The organism is Nocardia uniformis NBRC 13702 (assembly GCF_001613345.1).
Classification (GTDB): domain Bacteria; phylum Actinomycetota; class Actinomycetes; order Mycobacteriales; family Mycobacteriaceae; genus Nocardia; species Nocardia uniformis.
Map to the genome: position 1 here is coordinate 1 of NZ_BDCE01000110.1, position 16,609 is coordinate 16,609.

Sequence of the window (16,609 nt, forward strand, 5' to 3'; positions counted from 1 at the left end):
CTTTGTTGGTGTCTGTTTTGTCCTGGTTTCGTCTTGTTCTCTGTCTCGTCCGGGCGATCTTGTATCTTTTGTCTGTTTTCTTGTGTCTTTGTGTCCTGAGAACGCGACGGTGGGGGCCGCTGCCTGGATGCCCGCGACTCGGCGAGCGTCCGGACAGCGGCCCGGGGGTATGCGCCGTCCAGTGTCAGTGCAGTGCGGCCGCATGCAGCAGTCCGGACAGCGCGTCGAGCAGGCCGTGCACAACGTGATCCGGGATGTCTTCGGACTCGTCGCCCGGTGGTGCCGCATCCGAGATCGGTTCATCTCCGGCCGCATTCACGTCTTCGTCATCCACCATCCGGTACTCCGTGGACGCGGCGACGCCTATGGACGCCGCACCGCCCGCGGGTATGGCGACGTCCATGGGTGCCACACCCGGCCCGCGGTCGCGGCCATCGGAATCAGCGGCTTCGGCCGCGCCCGCTTCCATGGCCTCGGCGTCGGCGAATTCAGCGTCGCCCTCGACCCGCTCGGCCACAAATGCGGCGGGCCGTGCGGCGGTGCCGGTCTCGGTGCCTTCGGTGTCGGTCTCGGTCCGTTCGGTGCGGAAGTCCGGGTCCGTCACGGTCGGTTTCGGTGTCCTGGTCCGCCAGCTGGTCCAGCTCGCGGCGGTGGCCCAAGCTGTCTGGTGTGTGCTCCAACCCCACATGTGTGCCTCCCCTGTGGCTTATTGGGTGGACCTCGAGGGTCCCTCCGTCACGGGGTCGCACACCAGCGATTTTGTCGATGTCGGTCGCGAAGGCGCAGTTCAGTAAGGGTTTTTGGGGGCGGAATCGCTATCCGGACCGGACAGGGTCAGCGGTCGACGGGAACGTCACGCGGCTCGAGGCCGAGCATGCCGCGGACGAAACGGCGTACCGCCTCGAGGCCGTCGGCAAGGGCTGCGTCATATCCTTCGCGGGCCCAGCCCGACACCACGGCGGTGCCGTCGCCCTCGGGAGTCGCACCGATCTCGGCGATCATTTCCGCGGTCGTCGGCACGCATACCGCCCAGGAGAAATGCGTCTCGTCATCCCATTCGAGAGCCCGCCGCGCCACGTAATCCGGATCGGTTATACCGCCGTCGGCCAATGCCGGGCGGTCGTCGATGCGCTCGTCCGCGCGCATGGCGCGCAGATACCAGTTGCCCGCATTGATTTCGATGGGTTCCACTCCCCCGCCTCTCCGCGTATTCAGCGCACGGCTGAGAGCCGTTGACTGACGGGCACGCGTGCCGGCGGTTGAGAGCCGAACCAATTTTGGGCGTGCCCGACGAGTTACCCCGACTCTTACGAAATCAGTAGTTACGTCGGCATACTACCCACCGCTAGCGCTGGGCCCTCGGGCAATGCGCGATGGTGCGCTCAGAACGGGACAGGCCGCCCCACACGGAGCGGCCTGTCCTCGAAGCTATTGCGGGATTACTTGATCTCCGCGAGCACAGTGCCCTGGGTGATGGCCGCTCCGGCCTCCACCGCGAGGCCGGTAATGACACCGGCCTTGTGGGCGGTGACCGGGTTCTCCATCTTCATGGCCTCGAGAACCGCGACCAAATCACCGATTTCGACGGTCTGGCCCTCCTCGACGGCCACCTTCACGACGGTGCCCTGCATGGGAGCGGTCACGGCATCGCCGGAGGCACCCGCGCCGCCCGCGCCGCCGCGCTTGCGGGGCTTCGGCTTCTTGCGGATGACACCCGTGCCCGCGCCATTGCCGACAGCGCCCGCACCGACCGAGAACTGACCCGGCAGCGAGACCTCGAGGCGACGACCGCCGACCTCGACGACCACCTTCTGGCGCGGGGCTTCCTCATCGTCCTCGATGGGCGCGGCATTGGTGTACGGCTCGATGGTGTTGTCCCAGTCGTTCTCGATCCACTTGGTGTAGATGTCGAACTTGGTGCCATCACCCATGAACGCCGGGTTCTCCACAATGTGCCGGTGGAACGGCAGCACGGTGGCCAGGCCCTCGATCTGGTACTCGGCCAGGGCGCGAGCGGCACGCTGTAGCGCCTGCTCGCGGTTCTCGCCGGTGACAATGAGCTTGGACAGCATGGAGTCGAACTGGCCACCGATCACGCTGCCTTCGACCACACCGGAGTCCACGCGCACACCGGGGCCCGAGGGCTCCTTGTACACGACGACCGGGCCGGGGGCGGGCAGGAAGCCGCGACCGGCATCCTCACCATTGATGCGGAATTCGAAGGAGTGCCCGCGCGGTGTCGGATCTTCCTTGATCTCCAGCTCGTGGCCTTCGGCAATGCGGAACTGCTGGCGCACCAGATCGATTCCGGCGGTCTCCTCGGTGACCGGGTGCTCCACCTGCAGGCGGGTGTTCACCTCGAGGAAGGACACGGTCTCGCCCTGCACCAGGTATTCGACGGTGCCGGCGCCGTAGTAACCGGCTTCCCGGCAGATGCGCTTGGCGGATTCGTGGATCTTGCCGCGCACGTCATCGGAGAGGAACGGCGCGGGAGCCTCCTCGACCAACTTCTGGAACCGGCGCTGCAGCGAGCAGTCGCGGGTACCGGCGACAATGACATTGCCGTGCTTATCGGCGAGCACCTGTGCCTCGACGTGGCGGGCCTTGTCCAGGTACTGCTCCACGAAGCATTCACCGCGACCGAACGCGGCGGTGGCCTCACGGGTGGCCGAGTCGAAGAGCTCGGGGATTTCCTCGATGGTCTGGGCGACCTTCATGCCGCGACCACCACCGCCGAAGGCTGCCTTGATGGCCACCGGCACGCCGTACTCCTTGGCGAATGCCACGACCTCGTCGGCATTCTTGACCGGGTCCTTGGTGCCCGCGGCCATCGGCGCCTTGGCGCGCTCGGCGATATGGCGGGCGGTGACCTTGTCGCCGAGGTCGCGAATGGACTGCGGCGCGGGACCGATCCAGATCAGCCCCGCGTCGATCACGGCCTGAGCGAAATCGGCGTTCTCGGAAAGAAAGCCGTAACCCGGGTGGATCGCGTCGGCACCGGCCTTGGCGGCGGCGTCGAGGACCTTGTCGAACACCAGGTACGACTCGGCGGAGGTCTGGCCTCCGAGTGCGAAGGCTTCATCGGCGAGCTTCACGAACGGGGCATCCGCGTCCGGTTCGGCGTACACCGCGACGCTGGCGATTCCGGCGTCCTTGGCGGCCCGGATCACGCGCACGGCGATCTCGCCTCGGTTGGCTACGAGGACCTTTGTGATCTGCGCGTTGGCATGGCTGGGCACTGAGCCTCCTGTGCTGTGAAAACTTCGTCTTGGGCGAGTGTAGGCAGTCTGCCAACAACCGCCGAACCGGGCTAGACCTACCCATGGGTAGGCCCGAAGAGTGACTGCGGCGACACCTTAGCCCGAAGTGCGACTAACGCGGCGCGATCTCGGGAACCGCACCGGGCTCACCGCCCTGCACGATCGGCATTCCAACCGCATTACCCCATTCGGTCCAGGAGCCGTCATAGTTACGCACCCCGTCGATGCCCAGCAGATATGTGAGCACGAACCAGGAGTGGGCAGACCGCTCTCCGACTCGACCGTAGACGATCGGCGCATCGGTCACCGCACCGTAGATGTCATCGAGTTCCGCGCGCGACCGAAATCGCGAATCCGGTCCGATCGCCGAAGTCCACGGAATACTGATCGCCGTCGGAATATGACCACCGCGCAGGGACCGCTCCAACTCGTGGTCGTGCAGGATCGTGAGTTCGCCGGTGTACTCCGCGTGGGCGCGCACATCCACCAGCGGCTCGCCCAACTGCGCCACCACATCCTCGCGATAGGCCCGGGAATCGCGGTTCCGGTCGACCTTCGGGTAGTCGGCGGATCCGGCGTAGGGCACATCGAAGGTGGTGTCACGTCCCTCGGAGATCCACGCGTCCCGACCGCCGTCGAGCAGTCGCACGTCCTGATGCCCGTAGAGGTGCAGGATCCAGACAGTGGCGGCCGCCGTGCCATTGCCTTTGTCGCCGTAGACAACGACGGTGTCATCGCGTTCGATGCCCTTGATGCGCATGAGTTCGGCGAAACGTTCGGAATTCACGACATCGCGGGTCAGCGGGTCGATGAGATCGGTTCGCCAATCGATCTTGATGGCACCGGGGACATGCCCGATGTCGTATAGCAGTATGTCCTCATTGGTTTCGATGACCTTGAGTCCCGGCGCGCCGATGTTTGCCGATAGCCACTCTGTGGTTACTAGTCGGTGAGGATGTGCGTATGCGCCGAACGAGGGATTCGGGTCCGCGGCAACGGGCAAGGTGTCGGTCCTTCACACGTGGTGGGTAGGTTTTGACGGTTCAGATCTCAGCATCGGCGGTTCAGATCTCTGAACCGATCGTAGGCGTGTTGCGGTAACGAAACTCGTTTCAGATCACGATCGGGTGATTGAGCGAATTAAGCGCAGCTTCATCCGATAAAGTCTCCCGGGAGGAGGGGTGAGCTATGTCCGATTCTTGGCCACGACGGCGACTGCTCGCGATCCTACGTGGCGCCAGCGAGCCTCTCGACGCACAGGAACTTGCCCGGGTCACGGGACAACATGTGACCACGGTCCGTTTCCATTTGGATGTGCTCACTCGGGAATCGCTGGTGCGACAATTCCAGCAGCCGCCACGCGGTAGAGGGCGCCCACGTATCGGCTATACCGCCGTACAGCGATCGGTGGGTTATCAGGAGCTGGCGCAGGTACTCGCCGACCAGCTCGGCAGTGACCCACGCAAACGGTCCGATGCGGCTGTCGCGGCGGGCCGCGCCTGGGGCGCGAAAATGGAATCGGCGGATCAGCCCGTCGAAACCCTCGACGACGCCAAGGATCTCACCATTACCCTGGCATCGGAACTCGGCTTCGCGCCCGAACGCGATCCGAGTACCGAGACCGACGAACAGGTCATGATCAGATTGACTGCCTGCCCGCTGCGCGAACTCGCCCGCACCCATTCCGAAGTGGTGTGTGGTGTGCATCTGGGACTCATGCGGGAAGCCTTGGACCGCAATGGCGCTCGCGAACACGTGAGTGTGCGCCTGCACCCGTTCGTGGAGCCCGAACTGTGCGTCGCGCGCCTGGAACTCACCAAAGCCCGGGCAGCCGAAACTGTTTCGGCGGTCGAGGAAGCGGCGCCGGAGAACGGCGAGCCGCGACTGGCTCCGGCGGGCAGCCGCATGGCACCGCAATTGCGCAGTGCCGAACCGCAATTACGCGGTTCCGCCGACCCACAGTTGCGCAATGCCGACGCCCACCTCGGCTAGCAGGCGACGAACCAGCGGTAGCCCGATTCCGATAACACTCGACGGATCGCCCTCGATGCGGTCCACGAACCAACCGCCACGACCGTCCAGAGTGAACGCACCCGCGACCTGCAAGGGCTCTCCCGATGCCAGATAAGCCTCCAGCTCGTCTGGTTCGGGTTTGACGAAATGCACTGTGGTGCCGCTGCAATCGGCGGCCTCGGCGACGATTTTGCCGTCACGCAGTCGCAGTACGCAGTGTCCGGTCAGCAGATCGGCGCTGCGCCCGGCCATTTCGGCCCAGCGCGCCCGTGCCACGTCGGGAGTGAGCGGCTTGCCCTGCAGAACCCCGTCCATGAGCAGCATCGAATCGCAGCCCACCACAACGGAATCGGCGAATTCGGTGGGATCGAGAGTGGCGGCGATATCGCGGGCCTTGGCCCTGGCCAACTCGATCACGATCTGTTCCGGCGTGGTATCGGCCGGAAGTGCCGCGGCAACTGCGTCCTCGTCCACATTGGATACCCGGACCAGCGGCTCGATGCCCGCGTTGCGCAGTACACCGAGCCGCGCCGGAGACGCGGACGCCAGCACGAATATGGTCATACGGCGGATTCGATTCGGCATGAACGGGAGCCCCGCGTGGGTACGCAGGCTGCCCCTTCCGGGCCCGGGCCATACATGCCGGATCAGTCGCGCAGGTGCGACAGCGCCGGGAACGCGTAGGGCGAGAAAGGTGAGCTGCCGCGGTGCAGCAGGGTCGGGCGACCCCACATATCGGCCGGGCCACGGGATCCGTCCGCGGCGGAACCACTCGCCGCCGCGGCTGCGAAGACGGCGACCAGGGCGGCCACCTCGTCGTCGCTCGGATTGCCCTTCAGGACCTGAACGATCGGTCCGGCAATGGACGTCTCGGCTTCTACGACGGCCGTATCGACAACATCGGCGAACTCTTCGACCGCTAGATCCAGTTCGGCGGCGCTCAATACGTCTTCTTCTGCCATGGTCGTCACAGCGCCAGTCCTCCTGTCCGTCACCGCTTGTAGCGGCTGGTTCACGCCCGGATTCGGTTCCCGGTCCGCAAACGCTATTCGTTGCGTCCCTCTACGGCGAGGGTTTGGCCATAACCATTTTCACTCGGATGGGGCGGTTGTGCGCGGTATGGAATAGCACAGGCGTACCACCTCAGTGTGCGCCCCACACCGCGCTTATCGCCGAATCAGAGCGGAATGTTGCCGTGTTTCTTCGGCGGCAGCGTCACCATCTTGCGTTCGAGCAGCCGCAGCGCCGAAACGATCTGTCCGCGAGTGTGCGACGGCGGGATAACCGCGTCCACGTAACCGCGCTCGGCGGCCACGTACGGATTGACCAGGGTGTCCTCGTACTCGTTCTGCAGTTCCAGGCGCAGCGCGTCGACATCGGCGCCCTCCGCGGCGGCATTCTGCAGCTGCTTACGGTAGACGAAGCCCACCGCGCCGGAGGCACCCATGACCGCGATCTGCGCGGTCGGCCACGCCAGGTTCACATCCGCGCCCATATGCTTGGAACCCATGACGTCGTACGCGCCACCGTAGGCCTTGCGGGTGATAATTGTGATCTTTCCCACAGTGGCCTCACCGTAGGCGTAGAGCAGCTTGGCGCCACGCCGGATGATGCCGTTGAACTCCTGGCCGGTGCCGGGCAGGAAGCCCGGGACATCGACCAGGGTGATGATCGGGACATTGAAGGCATCACAGGTACGCACGAAGCGCGCGGCCTTCTCCGAGGCGTCGATATCGAGGCAGCCCGCGAACTGGGTGGGCTGATTGGCCACGATGCCGACGCTACGACCGTCGATGCGGGCGAAGCCGACGATGATGTTCATCGCGCGCTCGGCCTGCACCTCCAGGAACTCATCGTCGTCGACCAGGCACCGGATGACCTCGTGCATGTCGTACGGCTGGTTCGGCGAATCCGGGATGATGGCGTCCAGCGCGAGGTCTTCCTCGGTGAGGCAGTCCTCGATGGCACCCTCGATCGGCTCGGGGGCCGGGAAGCGCGGGGCCTCGGCGCGGTTATTGCTCGGGAGGTAGGACAGCAGATCCTTGACGTAGTCGAGGGCGTCCTGCTCGCCGGAGGCGACGTAGTGCGCGACACCGGATTTCACCATGTGGGTGTGGGCGCCGCCCAACTCCTCCATGGTGACTTCCTCACCGGTGACGGTCTTGATCACGTCGGGGCCGGTGACGAACATCTGCGAGGTCTGATCGACCATGACGACGAAGTCGGTGAGCGCCGGGGAGTACACGTGCCCACCGGCGGCCGGGCCCATGATGAGCGAGATCTGCGGGATCACGCCGGAGGCCTGGATATTGCGGTGGAAGATCTCGCCATAGAGGCCCAGGGAGACAACGCCTTCCTGGATGCGCGCGCCCGCGCCCTCATTGATGCCGACCAGCGGGCGGCCGGTCTTGAGCGCCAGATCCATAACCTTGACGATCTTCTCGCCGTAGACCTCGCCGAGCGAACCGCCGAAGACGGTGACGTCCTGGGAGAAGATGCAGACATCGCGGCCGTCCACGGTGCCGTAGCCGGTCACCACGCCGTCGCCCAGGGGACGGTTGTTCTCCAGCCCGAAATTCACGCTGCGATGGCGAGCCAGCGCATCGAGTTCCACGAACGAGCCCTCGTCCAGCAGAGCGAGAATGCGCTCGCGCGCGGTCATCTTGCCCTTGGCGTGAACCTTGTCGACCGCGGCCTCACCCATTGGGTGCTGGGCCTCTTCGAGTCGATTCCGCAGGTCAGCCAGCTTACCGGCGGTGGTGTGGATATCTGGGGCGCCCGCCGACCCCGGCGAAGGCTGCTGCTGGACACTCGTCATGGCCGCGAGTGTAACCAGTATCAGGGCCTCTTTGTAATCCGCCCGGGGCTACTCGTCAGTAGAGCTATTGACTACCCGCCAGTAGATAATGGCTGGTCGGAGCATGGAAATGCCGAACTCTACGCGTGTTCTCGCGCCCGGCTGCGCGACCGCAGCCGGGCGCGGTATGAGCGGGACAAATCGGACGGACAGGGCTCAGTGCACACGACCGGTGCCATCGGTGAAGCACCGGTGGGGATGGGACAGCGGATGACGCCGCGGCGGACGGTGAAGCACCGGCCGAAACAAGTCACCGCATGACGCTGCGGCGGCTGGTCGAGCACTGGCCGAAATGAGTCAGTGCAACACCGATGTAGGTGGTGAGGCACCGCCGATGGGTCCGCGCACAACGACGGTGCGACCGGTCGAGCAGTAACCGGGTCGGGGGCGGACAAGAGGGTCAGCGCATGACGCCGGTGTGGCCGGTGGAGTACCGGCCGGGTTGGGGCCAGACGGTGAGACCGTGGGCGCCCGCGCCGACGGGGATGCGGGCGAGGAGCTTCCAGTCGACGACGTCGATGGCGTAGACCTCGCTGTGGTGGCGGCCCGCCACCCAGAAGACGCGACCGTCGGCGGACAGGTTGCCCATATCGGGGCTGCCGCCGCCGGGGATGAACCACTTGCGGACCAGGGCGTTCGCGGCGAAATCCCAGACCGAGAGGCTGCCCTCGTGGCGGTTGGTGATGAGCATGGCCTTGGAGTCGCGGGTGACGTAGAGGCCGTGCGCGCCGTCGCCGGTGGGGATGAAGCCGGTGTTGTCGAAGGTCTCGGCGTCGAAGACATAGATGCCATTGGCGATCATGTCGGCGACGTAGAAGGTGTGGCCGTCCGGGGAGAGTTTCACATCCTGGGGTTTGCCACCGCGGCCGCCGGGCAGATCGATCATTTCGACCAGCGTCAGCGCGGCGATATCGATCACCGCGACGCGGCCGCTGAATTCGCAACTGGTGAGCGCGAATCGGCCGTCGGCGGTGAAGTCCATATGGTTGACGCCGCCGCAGTCGGGGACGGGGATGGCGTTCACCTTCTCCCAGGTGACCGGGTCGTAGAGGTCCAGGGATTTATCGGCCTCGGCGACGACGATGGCGTACCTGCCGTCCGGGGTGAAGTAGAGGTTGTACGGGTCGCGGACCGGAATCGGCTGTCCCGCGCGGCCGGTGCGCGGATCGATGGGCAGCAGACTGCCGCCGCCGAGGGGCAGATCGTTGTTCACATACAGCGTCTGCATGTCGTAGGACGGCACCACATGCTGCGGTTCCTGCCCACCGGAGGGATAGGTGTCGATCACCTGGAAGGTGGCCGGGTCGATGACGGAGACGGTATTGGCCTGGCTATTGGGCACATACACGCGCGGGAGGTGGTCGGCGACCGTCGGGCTGAGCTCGCGGGTGGCGGCGTAGACGTCGTCCGGTGACAGCGGCGGTGGCATTCCCGGGAGCAGATTCTGCTGTTCCGGCGGCGTGGTCGGGGCGGCGACCGTGGTGGTCGCGGGGGTGGAGGTCGTGTCGACAGTTCCGGCCTGACTGCCTGAGCAACCGGCCAGCACCGTGAGGGAGAGGAGGATTCCGAGACGTGCACGGAGGGCGGTCACGCGTCGCGCCCTCCCCTGAACTCAATGCGACGAGCAGACATGCGCCCGAATTTTAGATGGCGGCACCGAGTTTCGCAGCAGCTTCACCCGGTGTCGCCACCTTCGCGTCACGATTGGCAACAATGTCGCAACTCGAGCGACCGATACCACCCGCAACATTCGAGCCTGGGATACCGACGTGGCATTCAGGCACAGCGGGATTCAGGAAAGCGCACGGTCCAGGGCGTCCACGGCTTCGTCGAGCTCCGCGATGGTGACCGTGAGTGCCGGACGGAATCGGATGCCCCGATCCCCCGAACCGAGGATCAGCACATGCTCGCGCTCACGCAGCCGGGTGACCACGTCGTCGCGCAATTGCGCCGATTCCAGCGTGATGGCGCACATGAGCCCACGCCCGCGCGGATCGCTCACCGCGGCGTGGTCGGTGGCCAGGTTGGTGAGCCGCTCCAGCAGGTGTGTGCCGAGTTCCGCTGCGCGCGCGACCAATTCGTCCCGGGCGATAATCTCCAGAATGCGCCGCGACCGCACCATATCGGTGAGATTGCCACCCCAGGTGGAGTTGAGTCGCGAGCTCACCCGGAACACATTGTCGGGCACCTCGTCGATGCGCCCGCCCGCCATGATGCCGCACACCTGTGTTTTCTTACCGAAGGCCACCACATCGGGTTCGAGGCCGAGCTGCTGGTAGGCCCAGACGCTGCCGGTCAGGCCGACGCCGGTCTGCACCTCGTCGAGGACGAACAGCGCGTCGTTGTCGTGGCACAGCTCCTGCATGGTCCGCAGGAATTCCGGCCGCATATGCCGGTCACCGCCCTCGCCCTGAATGGGTTCGGCGATGAAACAGGCTATGTCGTGCGGGTTTTCGGCGAAGGCGCGAATGGCTTGGTCGAGTGCGCGCCGTTCGGCGGTCTCGATATCGCGCCCCTCGCCGAGATACGGCGTCTCGATGCGGGGCCAGTCGAACTTGGGGAACCGGGCCGTCTTGATCGGATCGGTATTGGTGAGCGACATGGTGTACCCGGTGCGGCCGTGGAAGGCCCCCGTCAGGTGCAGCACCTTGGTGCCGAGTTCGGCTGGGCGGCCATGCATTTCATTGTGGCGGCTCTTCCAGTCGAAGGCGGCCTTGAGGGCGTTCTCGACGGCGAGCCCACCGCCGTCGATGAAGAACAGGTGCGGCAGTCGCGGATCGCCGAGGACGCGCACGAAGGTATCCACGAAGCGCGCCATTTCGACGGTGTAGATGTCGGAGTTGCTGGGCTTGTTAATGGCGGCGTCGGACAGGCTCGCGCGGAAGGCGCGGTCGTCGGCGAGTGCCGGATGGTTCATGCCCAGCGCATTGGAGGCAAAGAACCCGAACATGTCGAGGTAGGCGGTCCCATCACGCGCGTCCACCAGCCGTGGACCGCGAGATTTCCGCAGATCCAGGACCATGTCGAACCCGTCGGCGAGGATGCTCGCCGCGAGAATTTCGTGCACCCGGGCGGGGGTGACAAGCATCGTGTCGGCAACCGCCCCAAGCCGATTAGTCTCGACCGTCACACCCACAAGGTACGCGAATCTTTACGGTTTCGTCCCTAAATATCGGACTAATTACGAAGGTTGACTACTTGTCATAGAATGTCTGCAGAATGATGGTGCTTCGGGTCCTGACGTTGGCGGTCGCCCTGATCTCCTGCAGCAGCTGCTCCAGGTGCCGGGGTGATGCCACCCGGACCAGCAGCATGTAGCTCTCCTCCCCCGCCACCGAATGACATGCCTCGATACCGGGTATGTGCTGCAGCAGGGCGGGGGCATCATCGGGTTGTGACGGGTCGAGAGGAGTGATCGCGACGAATGCCGACAGCATCTGACCGAGCGCTTCGGGATCGACATTGGCCGTGTATCCGCGAATCACCCCGCGCGCTTCCAAGCGTCGCACCCGCGACTGCACAGCGGAAACCGACAGGTTGGCTTTCTCGGCCAGATTGGACAGGGTGGCGCGCCCGTCGGCAATCAACTCGCGGATCAGCAGTCGATCGATATCGTCGAGTACGGGTTTCGCCGGTGTATCCGCCATCAGCGAAGGCTAACGCAGCGAACCGAACTCGTGGCACGAAACCTTGCTGGAGGGGCAGATGACTCAGGCTCTGACCGAACGTACGACGCGAGAACTACGCGACCGTACCGAGATGCTGTTGCGTGGACTCGGCGCGGTGCCGCCGGAACCGGGCTCGCTACCGGCCCGCACGCCGATTACCGGTGGTGAATTGGCGAGTTTGCCACCGAGTTCGATCATCGATGTCGATCTGGCGATCGGCGCCGCGGATCGGGCCTTCCGCGAGTGGCGCTCGGTACCCGCACCGCAGCGGGCCGCGCTGGTGCGCCGCCTCGCGGCACTGCTCACCGAACATCAGGACGAACTCGCCGAGCTGGTCACCCTGGAAGCGGGGAAGATCACCGCCGAGGCGCGCGGCGAAGTGCAGGAAATGATCGACATCTGCGAATTCGCCATCGGTCTGTCCCGCCAGCTCTACGGCCGGACGATGCCCTCGGAGCGGCCGGGGCATCGACTCATGGAGACCTGGCATCCGCTGGGCGTGGTCGGGGTGATCTCGGCCTTCAATTTCCCGGTGGCGGTATGGGCGTGGAATACCGCCCTGGCGCTGGTGTGCGGCGACACCGTGGTGTGGAAACCGTCGGAGACCACACCGCTGACCGCGCTGGCATGTCATACGCTGCTGCGTCGGGCAGCCATGGAAGTGGGCGCGGATCCCGAAGTGCACCAATTGATTCAGGGTGCGGCCGAGGTGGGTACGCGACTGGTGGACGACCCTCGGGTGGCGCTGGTGAGTGCGACCGGTTCGGTACGGATGGGGCGGACGGTCGCGCCACGGGTGGCGGCACGTTTCGGCCGTTGCCTGCTGGAATTGGGCGGCAATAATGCCGCCATCGTGACGCCCTCCGCGGATCTGGATCTGGCGGCGCGGGCCATTGTGTTCGCCGCGGCCGGAACGGCAGGACAGCGCTGCACCACCATGCGGCGGCTCATCGTGCACACGAGCGTCGTCGGTCCGCTGTTGGATCGGGTGGCGGCCGCGTATCGGCAACTGCGCGTGGGCAATCCCCTCGACGAAGGCGTACTGGTGGGACCGCTGATCAATAGTCAGGGCTACCTCGGCATGCAGTCGGCTCTGCGGCGCGCCCTCGAGGACGGTGGCGAATTGGTCTGCGGCGGTGAACGAGTGGAGGGTTTCGGCGAGGACGCCTTCTATGTCCGCCCCGCCCTGGTGCGCATGCCCGCGCAGACCGCCGTGGTCCGCGAGGAAACCTTCGCACCCATCCTCTACGCGATGACCTACAACGATCTCGACGCGGCCATCGAACTGCACAACGGTGTCCCCCAGGGCCTTTCGTCCTCGCTCTTCACCCAGGATCAGCGCGAGGCCGAACGCTTCCTCGCCGCCGACGGTTCCGACTGCGGTATCGCCAATATCAATATCGGCACCTCCGGTGCGGAGATCGGCGGAGCGTTCGGCGGTGAGAAGGAGACCGGCGGCGGCCGCGAATCCGGCTCCGATTCCTGGAAGGCGTATATGCGCCGGGCCACGAATACCGTCAACTATTCGACGGAACTCCCACTGGCGCAGGGCATTCGGTTCGAATGATGGGTATCGGTAGCCCGGGCACGCCGCAATGACGTGATGCACATACCGGAGACGCGCACGGCAACGGCCCCGAACCACGCTGGTTCGGGGCCGTTGCCTACCGCGATTCGCCCCTGCTCGACGCGGGGGCTCTACGCGGATTCGTCCGAGCTGATGGCGCGGATCTGCTGTTCGTAGCGGTCCCGGGTGCTCTCGTCGGCCGGATGCAGGGCACGGTCGCCGTTGAAGACGCGGCGAACCAGGCGGACCGCGGGCTCGGGGGCAGCGGCCAGGGCCACATCGAGGGGGCCGAGGTAGTTGGGGACGGCCACCTCGGCCTTGCGGGTGCGGGTGGTCGCGACAATGGCGGCGGCCACGTCTTCCGGGTCGACGGTCGGTAGGCCCTTACCCAGTGTGAGACCCGAGGAAAGCCGGGTACGCACCGCGGAGGGCATGACGCAGCTGACACTGACGCCGTATTCGGCGAACTCCAAACGCGTTGCGGCGGACAGGCCCACGGCGGCGAACTTGCTGGCGTTGTAGACGGCCAGGCCCGCGATCGGAATCTTGCCGGCGAGGGAGGCGACATTGACGATATGGCCGCGGCCGCGGTCGATCATGCCGGGGGCGACGGCGCGCATGCCGTGGATCAGGCCCCAGACATTCACGTCGATGGTGGTGTGGCCCACCGCGTCCGGTTCGTCGAGGAAGGCTCCGGCGGGCATGACACCGGCATTGTTGACCAGAATATCGACGCGGCCGAAGTCGGCGACAACCTTGTCCCACTGCTCGCGGTCGCGAACATCGAGTTCGAATGCCTTGGCCCCCAGTGCCGCCGCGGCGGCCTCGGCTGCCGCGGTATCCACATCGGCGATGGCGATCTCGGCGCCCCTGCTGGCGAACACTTCCGCGGTGCACTGGCCGATACCGCGACCGGCGCCGGTGATCAGCACCCGCGCCCCGGCGAGATCGATTGCCGGATAACTGTTTCCGAGGATACTCATACGAACTCTCCAAGCTCGAGCGCCTTGCGGGTGCTCGTCAGACTGTGTTCGAAGGTGGCCAGGCGGCGGCGGCCATCCATGAAATTGGGTCCCATCACCACGAGATCCTCAGAGCTGGCGTCGATTCGGAGCACCTTGGTGCCGGTGGCGCGTACCCTGGCGATCTCGTCGTCGAGTTGGGCGCTCATGCGATCACGCATCTGACGTTCCAGGAAATGGCCCGCACTGGTGGCGGGCAGTCGGCCGGTGGAGGCCATCGGGGCAATCACCACGATCTCTTCGAGTCGCTCGGGGATGAGCAGATCGACCGAGGCGGTGGAGGCCGCACCGCCGTCGATGAAGCGGCGGCCCGCGATCGGGACCGGCGGGAACCAGCCGGGAACAGCCCAGGAAGCCCGCAGCGCCGCACCGAGATTCGCCTCGGGTGCGGTGGGTGAACCAAAGGCCACGCGCTCGCCGGTGGCGTAATCCATTGCCGCCAGCCACGTCGCCGGATGCGATACCCAGCCGCCACCCGGGTTCAGCCGGTCCGCGAGCCGTTGCAGCCAGCCCGGATCGCCGCCACCGACGGGCAGCAGCCCACTACCGGCGGTGAGCAGTCGCTGACGATCGGTGAGACGGCCCTCGCGCACGGCCCGCAGTGTGTGCCCGGGCGCACCCGGACGCAGCCTCGGCAGCGGTGGGAAGCGGCCCGGCGCGCACCGCATGTGGGCGGCCAGAATCGCATTCTCGGTGGTGCCGCGCTGCATGGCGATCAGCTCGTCCACTCCGATGCCACTGCCGAGCATGGTCACCATTTCGGATCCGGCCGAGGTGCCGATCATGACGTCCGCCGTGCGCGGATCCCAGTCCAGTACGTCCCGGGCCGCGGCCAGCGCGGCGACTATCCACGCCGCGCCGAGCGTGCCCCCACAGCCGATGGCCAGGCCACGTCGCTGGGACCCGTTCCTGTTACTCATAGTTTCGAACACTAGCAGTTTTCGCATACCGCCGGTATCCCAAATCTCCCAGTACATAGAATTGCGAGATGCCACGTCTCACCCGGTCCGAAAGCCAGGCGCGCACCCGCGCGGATCTGCTCCTCACCGCGCGTGACCTCTTCCTCGCCGACGGCTACGCCAAAACCAGCCTGGAACGGGTCGCGGAGGAGGCCGGGTACTCCAAGGGCGCGGTCTACTCGAACTTCAAGACGAAATCCGAGCTGTGCCTCGAGGTACTCGGACTTATTCACGAGACCAAATTCGCCGAGGTCACCGAGCTGTTGGCGGCCGGAACCGGCTTCGACGATCAGCTGGAGGCCTTCCAGAGCTGGGCCGAACGGACCCTCGGCGACGTCGGCTGGACCATGCTCGAATTCGAATTCGCCATAGTCGCCAGGGACGACCCGGCGCTGCAGGCGGCCCTGGTATCGAATCTGGGGATTATTCGCGGCACCGTGGCGGCGCAATTGCAGAGTCTGGCCGATTCGCTGGGTGTCGCGCTGCCCATGCCCCCCGAGGATGCCGCCACCACGGTGCTGAGCCTGGGATTGGGGTTGGGAATTCAGCGCGCCATCGACCCGAGCCTGTCGGCGCGGCTGATTGCCGATGCCGTGCGCGCCATGCTGCCCGCGGCAGCTCGTGCCACATCCGGATAGGTTCACGGCGGACTCGCAAGGGCCGCACTAGAAGTGCAGCGTCCATTCGCCGCGATAGTGCAGGCGGGTCACGCTGACCGGCGGAATGTCTACGCGCCAGAAAGATTTCGCCGGGGCGTCCAGAGCGACCAATATCGCGGAGCGGATTACGGCCGGGTGGGTGATGGCAATGGTCGGTTCACCTTCGACGGCGATATCGGCCATCCATTCGGCGGTCCGCGCGAGCACCTCCACCACGGATTCACCACGATGGCCCTTGTAGGTCGGATCGGTGAGCCAGGCGTAAAGGTCCTCCTTCGGCACCGACATGAGCTCGCCGCCGCGCCAGGCACCGGCGTCCAGATCGCGTAGTCGATCGTCCTCGTCACCGAGCAAGCCCATGAGGGCGGCGGTTTCGACGGTGCGGCGCTCGGGGGCGGTGCGCACCCGGGCGGCATTCATGCGCCCCAGGGCGGATACGGCTCGGCGGCCCGCTTCGGTGAGCGGTTCGTCGACGGGAAATCGTGCCTTGCGCATCGCTTCGGTCATGCCGTGACTGACCAAGTCGAGTCTTAGCACCTTCTGCACGGTTGGAAAGCGTACGCACTCCCCCGCCTCCCCGAGACTTTAGCGCCAGACTTGAGAG

The 16,609-nt window shown here is 65.7% G+C and carries 16 protein-coding genes; 3 read left to right on the forward strand and 13 right to left on the reverse strand.

The window, feature by feature from the left end; translation table 11 throughout:
* Window positions 1-184: 184 nt before the first annotated feature.
* From NU1_RS37060 to NU1_RS37080, 4 genes are all read right to left on the reverse strand, one after another.
* Window positions 185-604, reverse strand: a complete 420-nt coding sequence (locus NU1_RS37060; RefSeq protein WP_067528918.1) for a hypothetical protein — start codon at window positions 602-604, stop codon at window positions 185-187.
* 230 nt (window positions 605-834) lie between these two features.
* A complete protein-coding gene (locus NU1_RS37070; protein WP_067528920.1) occupies window positions 835-1,191 on the reverse strand; it encodes a hypothetical protein in 357 nt (118 codons plus the stop codon).
* A gap of 248 nt (window positions 1,192-1,439) precedes the next feature.
* Complete coding sequence (locus NU1_RS37075; RefSeq protein WP_067528921.1) at window positions 1,440-3,239, reverse strand: ATP-binding protein; 1,800 nt, start codon at window positions 3,237-3,239, stop codon at window positions 1,440-1,442.
* A 133-nt stretch (window positions 3,240-3,372) separates the two neighbouring features.
* A complete protein-coding gene (locus NU1_RS37080) occupies window positions 3,373-4,263 on the reverse strand; it encodes a sulfurtransferase (RefSeq protein ID WP_067528922.1) in 891 nt (296 codons plus the stop codon).
* Between the two features lie 185 nt (window positions 4,264-4,448).
* On the opposite strand from NU1_RS37080, the gene NU1_RS37085 reads away from it, so the two are divergent.
* Window positions 4,449-5,252 carry a helix-turn-helix transcriptional regulator gene (locus tag NU1_RS37085; RefSeq protein ID WP_067528923.1) on the forward strand — a complete coding sequence of 268 codons (804 nt, stop codon included), beginning with the start codon at window positions 4,449-4,451 and terminating at the stop codon, window positions 5,250-5,252.
* Here NU1_RS37085 and NU1_RS37090 read toward each other — a convergent pair.
* The 6 genes from NU1_RS37090 to NU1_RS37115 all read right to left on the reverse strand — a co-directional run bounded on the left by NU1_RS37090 (window position 5,199) and on the right by NU1_RS37115 (window position 11,777).
* Window positions 5,199-5,837 (reverse strand): Maf family protein, encoded by a 639-nt coding sequence (locus NU1_RS37090; protein ID WP_067528924.1) that lies wholly within the window; start codon window positions 5,835-5,837, stop codon window positions 5,199-5,201. The two genes, NU1_RS37085 and NU1_RS37090, sit on opposite strands and share 54 nt — an antisense overlap.
* A gap of 83 nt (window positions 5,838-5,920) precedes the next feature.
* Entirely contained in the window at window positions 5,921-6,235 is a 315-nt protein-coding gene (locus NU1_RS37095; RefSeq protein WP_212761445.1) for an acyl-CoA carboxylase subunit epsilon, read from the reverse strand.
* A 215-nt stretch (window positions 6,236-6,450) separates the two neighbouring features.
* A complete protein-coding gene (locus tag NU1_RS37100; protein ID WP_067528925.1) occupies window positions 6,451-8,091 on the reverse strand; it encodes an acyl-CoA carboxylase subunit beta in 1,641 nt (546 codons plus the stop codon).
* A 439-nt stretch (window positions 8,092-8,530) separates the two neighbouring features.
* A complete protein-coding gene (locus NU1_RS37105) occupies window positions 8,531-9,721 on the reverse strand; it encodes a YVTN family beta-propeller repeat protein (protein ID WP_245720485.1) in 1,191 nt (396 codons plus the stop codon).
* Between the two features lie 201 nt (window positions 9,722-9,922).
* The gene (lat, locus tag NU1_RS37110; protein ID WP_067528926.1) at window positions 9,923-11,218 is read right to left on the reverse strand and encodes an L-lysine 6-transaminase; all 1,296 of its coding nucleotides are present in this window, start codon (window positions 11,216-11,218) and stop codon (window positions 9,923-9,925) included.
* A gap of 106 nt (window positions 11,219-11,324) precedes the next feature.
* Entirely contained in the window at window positions 11,325-11,777 is a 453-nt protein-coding gene (locus NU1_RS37115; protein WP_067528927.1) for an Lrp/AsnC family transcriptional regulator, read from the reverse strand.
* A gap of 112 nt (window positions 11,778-11,889) precedes the next feature.
* Here NU1_RS37115 and amaB point away from each other — a divergent pair, with 112 nt between their 5' ends.
* Entirely contained in the window at window positions 11,890-13,365 is a 1,476-nt protein-coding gene (gene amaB, locus NU1_RS37120) for an L-piperidine-6-carboxylate dehydrogenase (protein ID WP_067528933.1), read from the forward strand.
* A gap of 131 nt (window positions 13,366-13,496) precedes the next feature.
* On the opposite strand, the gene NU1_RS37125 is transcribed toward amaB, so the two are convergent.
* Entirely contained in the window at window positions 13,497-14,348 is an 852-nt protein-coding gene (locus NU1_RS37125) for an SDR family oxidoreductase (protein ID WP_067528928.1), read from the reverse strand.
* Window positions 14,345-15,307, reverse strand: coding sequence for a patatin-like phospholipase family protein (locus NU1_RS37130; RefSeq protein ID WP_067528934.1), 963 nt, complete (start codon window positions 15,305-15,307; stop codon window positions 14,345-14,347). The genes NU1_RS37125 and NU1_RS37130 overlap by 4 nt, the downstream gene beginning before the upstream one ends.
* A gap of 68 nt (window positions 15,308-15,375) precedes the next feature.
* On the opposite strand from NU1_RS37130, the gene NU1_RS37135 reads away from it, so the two are divergent.
* A complete protein-coding gene (locus NU1_RS37135; protein ID WP_067528929.1) occupies window positions 15,376-15,984 on the forward strand; it encodes a TetR/AcrR family transcriptional regulator in 609 nt (202 codons plus the stop codon).
* Between the two features lie 27 nt (window positions 15,985-16,011).
* Here NU1_RS37135 and NU1_RS37140 read toward each other — a convergent pair whose 3' ends face one another.
* Complete coding sequence (locus NU1_RS37140) at window positions 16,012-16,551, reverse strand: histidine phosphatase family protein (protein ID WP_067528930.1); 540 nt, start codon at window positions 16,549-16,551, stop codon at window positions 16,012-16,014.
* Window positions 16,552-16,609 lie beyond the last annotated feature (58 nt).

Coding starts and splice junctions, on each gene's coding strand:
- NU1_RS37085 (WP_067528923.1), top strand. CDS start 4,449: ATGTCCGATTCTTGGCCACGACGGCGACTGCTCGCGATCCTACGTGGC.
- NU1_RS37095 (WP_212761445.1), bottom strand. CDS start 6,235: ATGGCAGAAGAAGACGTATTGAGCGCCGCCGAACTGGATCTAGCGGTC.
- NU1_RS37100 (WP_067528925.1), bottom strand. CDS start 8,091: ATGACGAGTGTCCAGCAGCAGCCTTCGCCGGGGTCGGCGGGCGCCCCA.
- NU1_RS37090 (WP_067528924.1), bottom strand. CDS start 5,837: ATGACCATATTCGTGCTGGCGTCCGCGTCTCCGGCGCGGCTCGGTGTA.
- NU1_RS37135 (WP_067528929.1), top strand. CDS start 15,376: ATGCCACGTCTCACCCGGTCCGAAAGCCAGGCGCGCACCCGCGCGGAT.
- NU1_RS37125 (WP_067528928.1), bottom strand. CDS start 14,348: ATGAGTATCCTCGGAAACAGTTATCCGGCAATCGATCTCGCCGGGGCG.
- NU1_RS37115 (WP_067528927.1), bottom strand. CDS start 11,777: ATGGCGGATACACCGGCGAAACCCGTACTCGACGATATCGATCGACTG.
- NU1_RS37130 (WP_067528934.1), bottom strand. CDS start 15,307: ATGAGTAACAGGAACGGGTCCCAGCGACGTGGCCTGGCCATCGGCTGT.
- lat (WP_067528926.1), bottom strand. CDS start 11,218: ATGCTTGTCACCCCCGCCCGGGTGCACGAAATTCTCGCGGCGAGCATC.
- amaB (WP_067528933.1), top strand. CDS start 11,890: ATGCTGTTGCGTGGACTCGGCGCGGTGCCGCCGGAACCGGGCTCGCTA.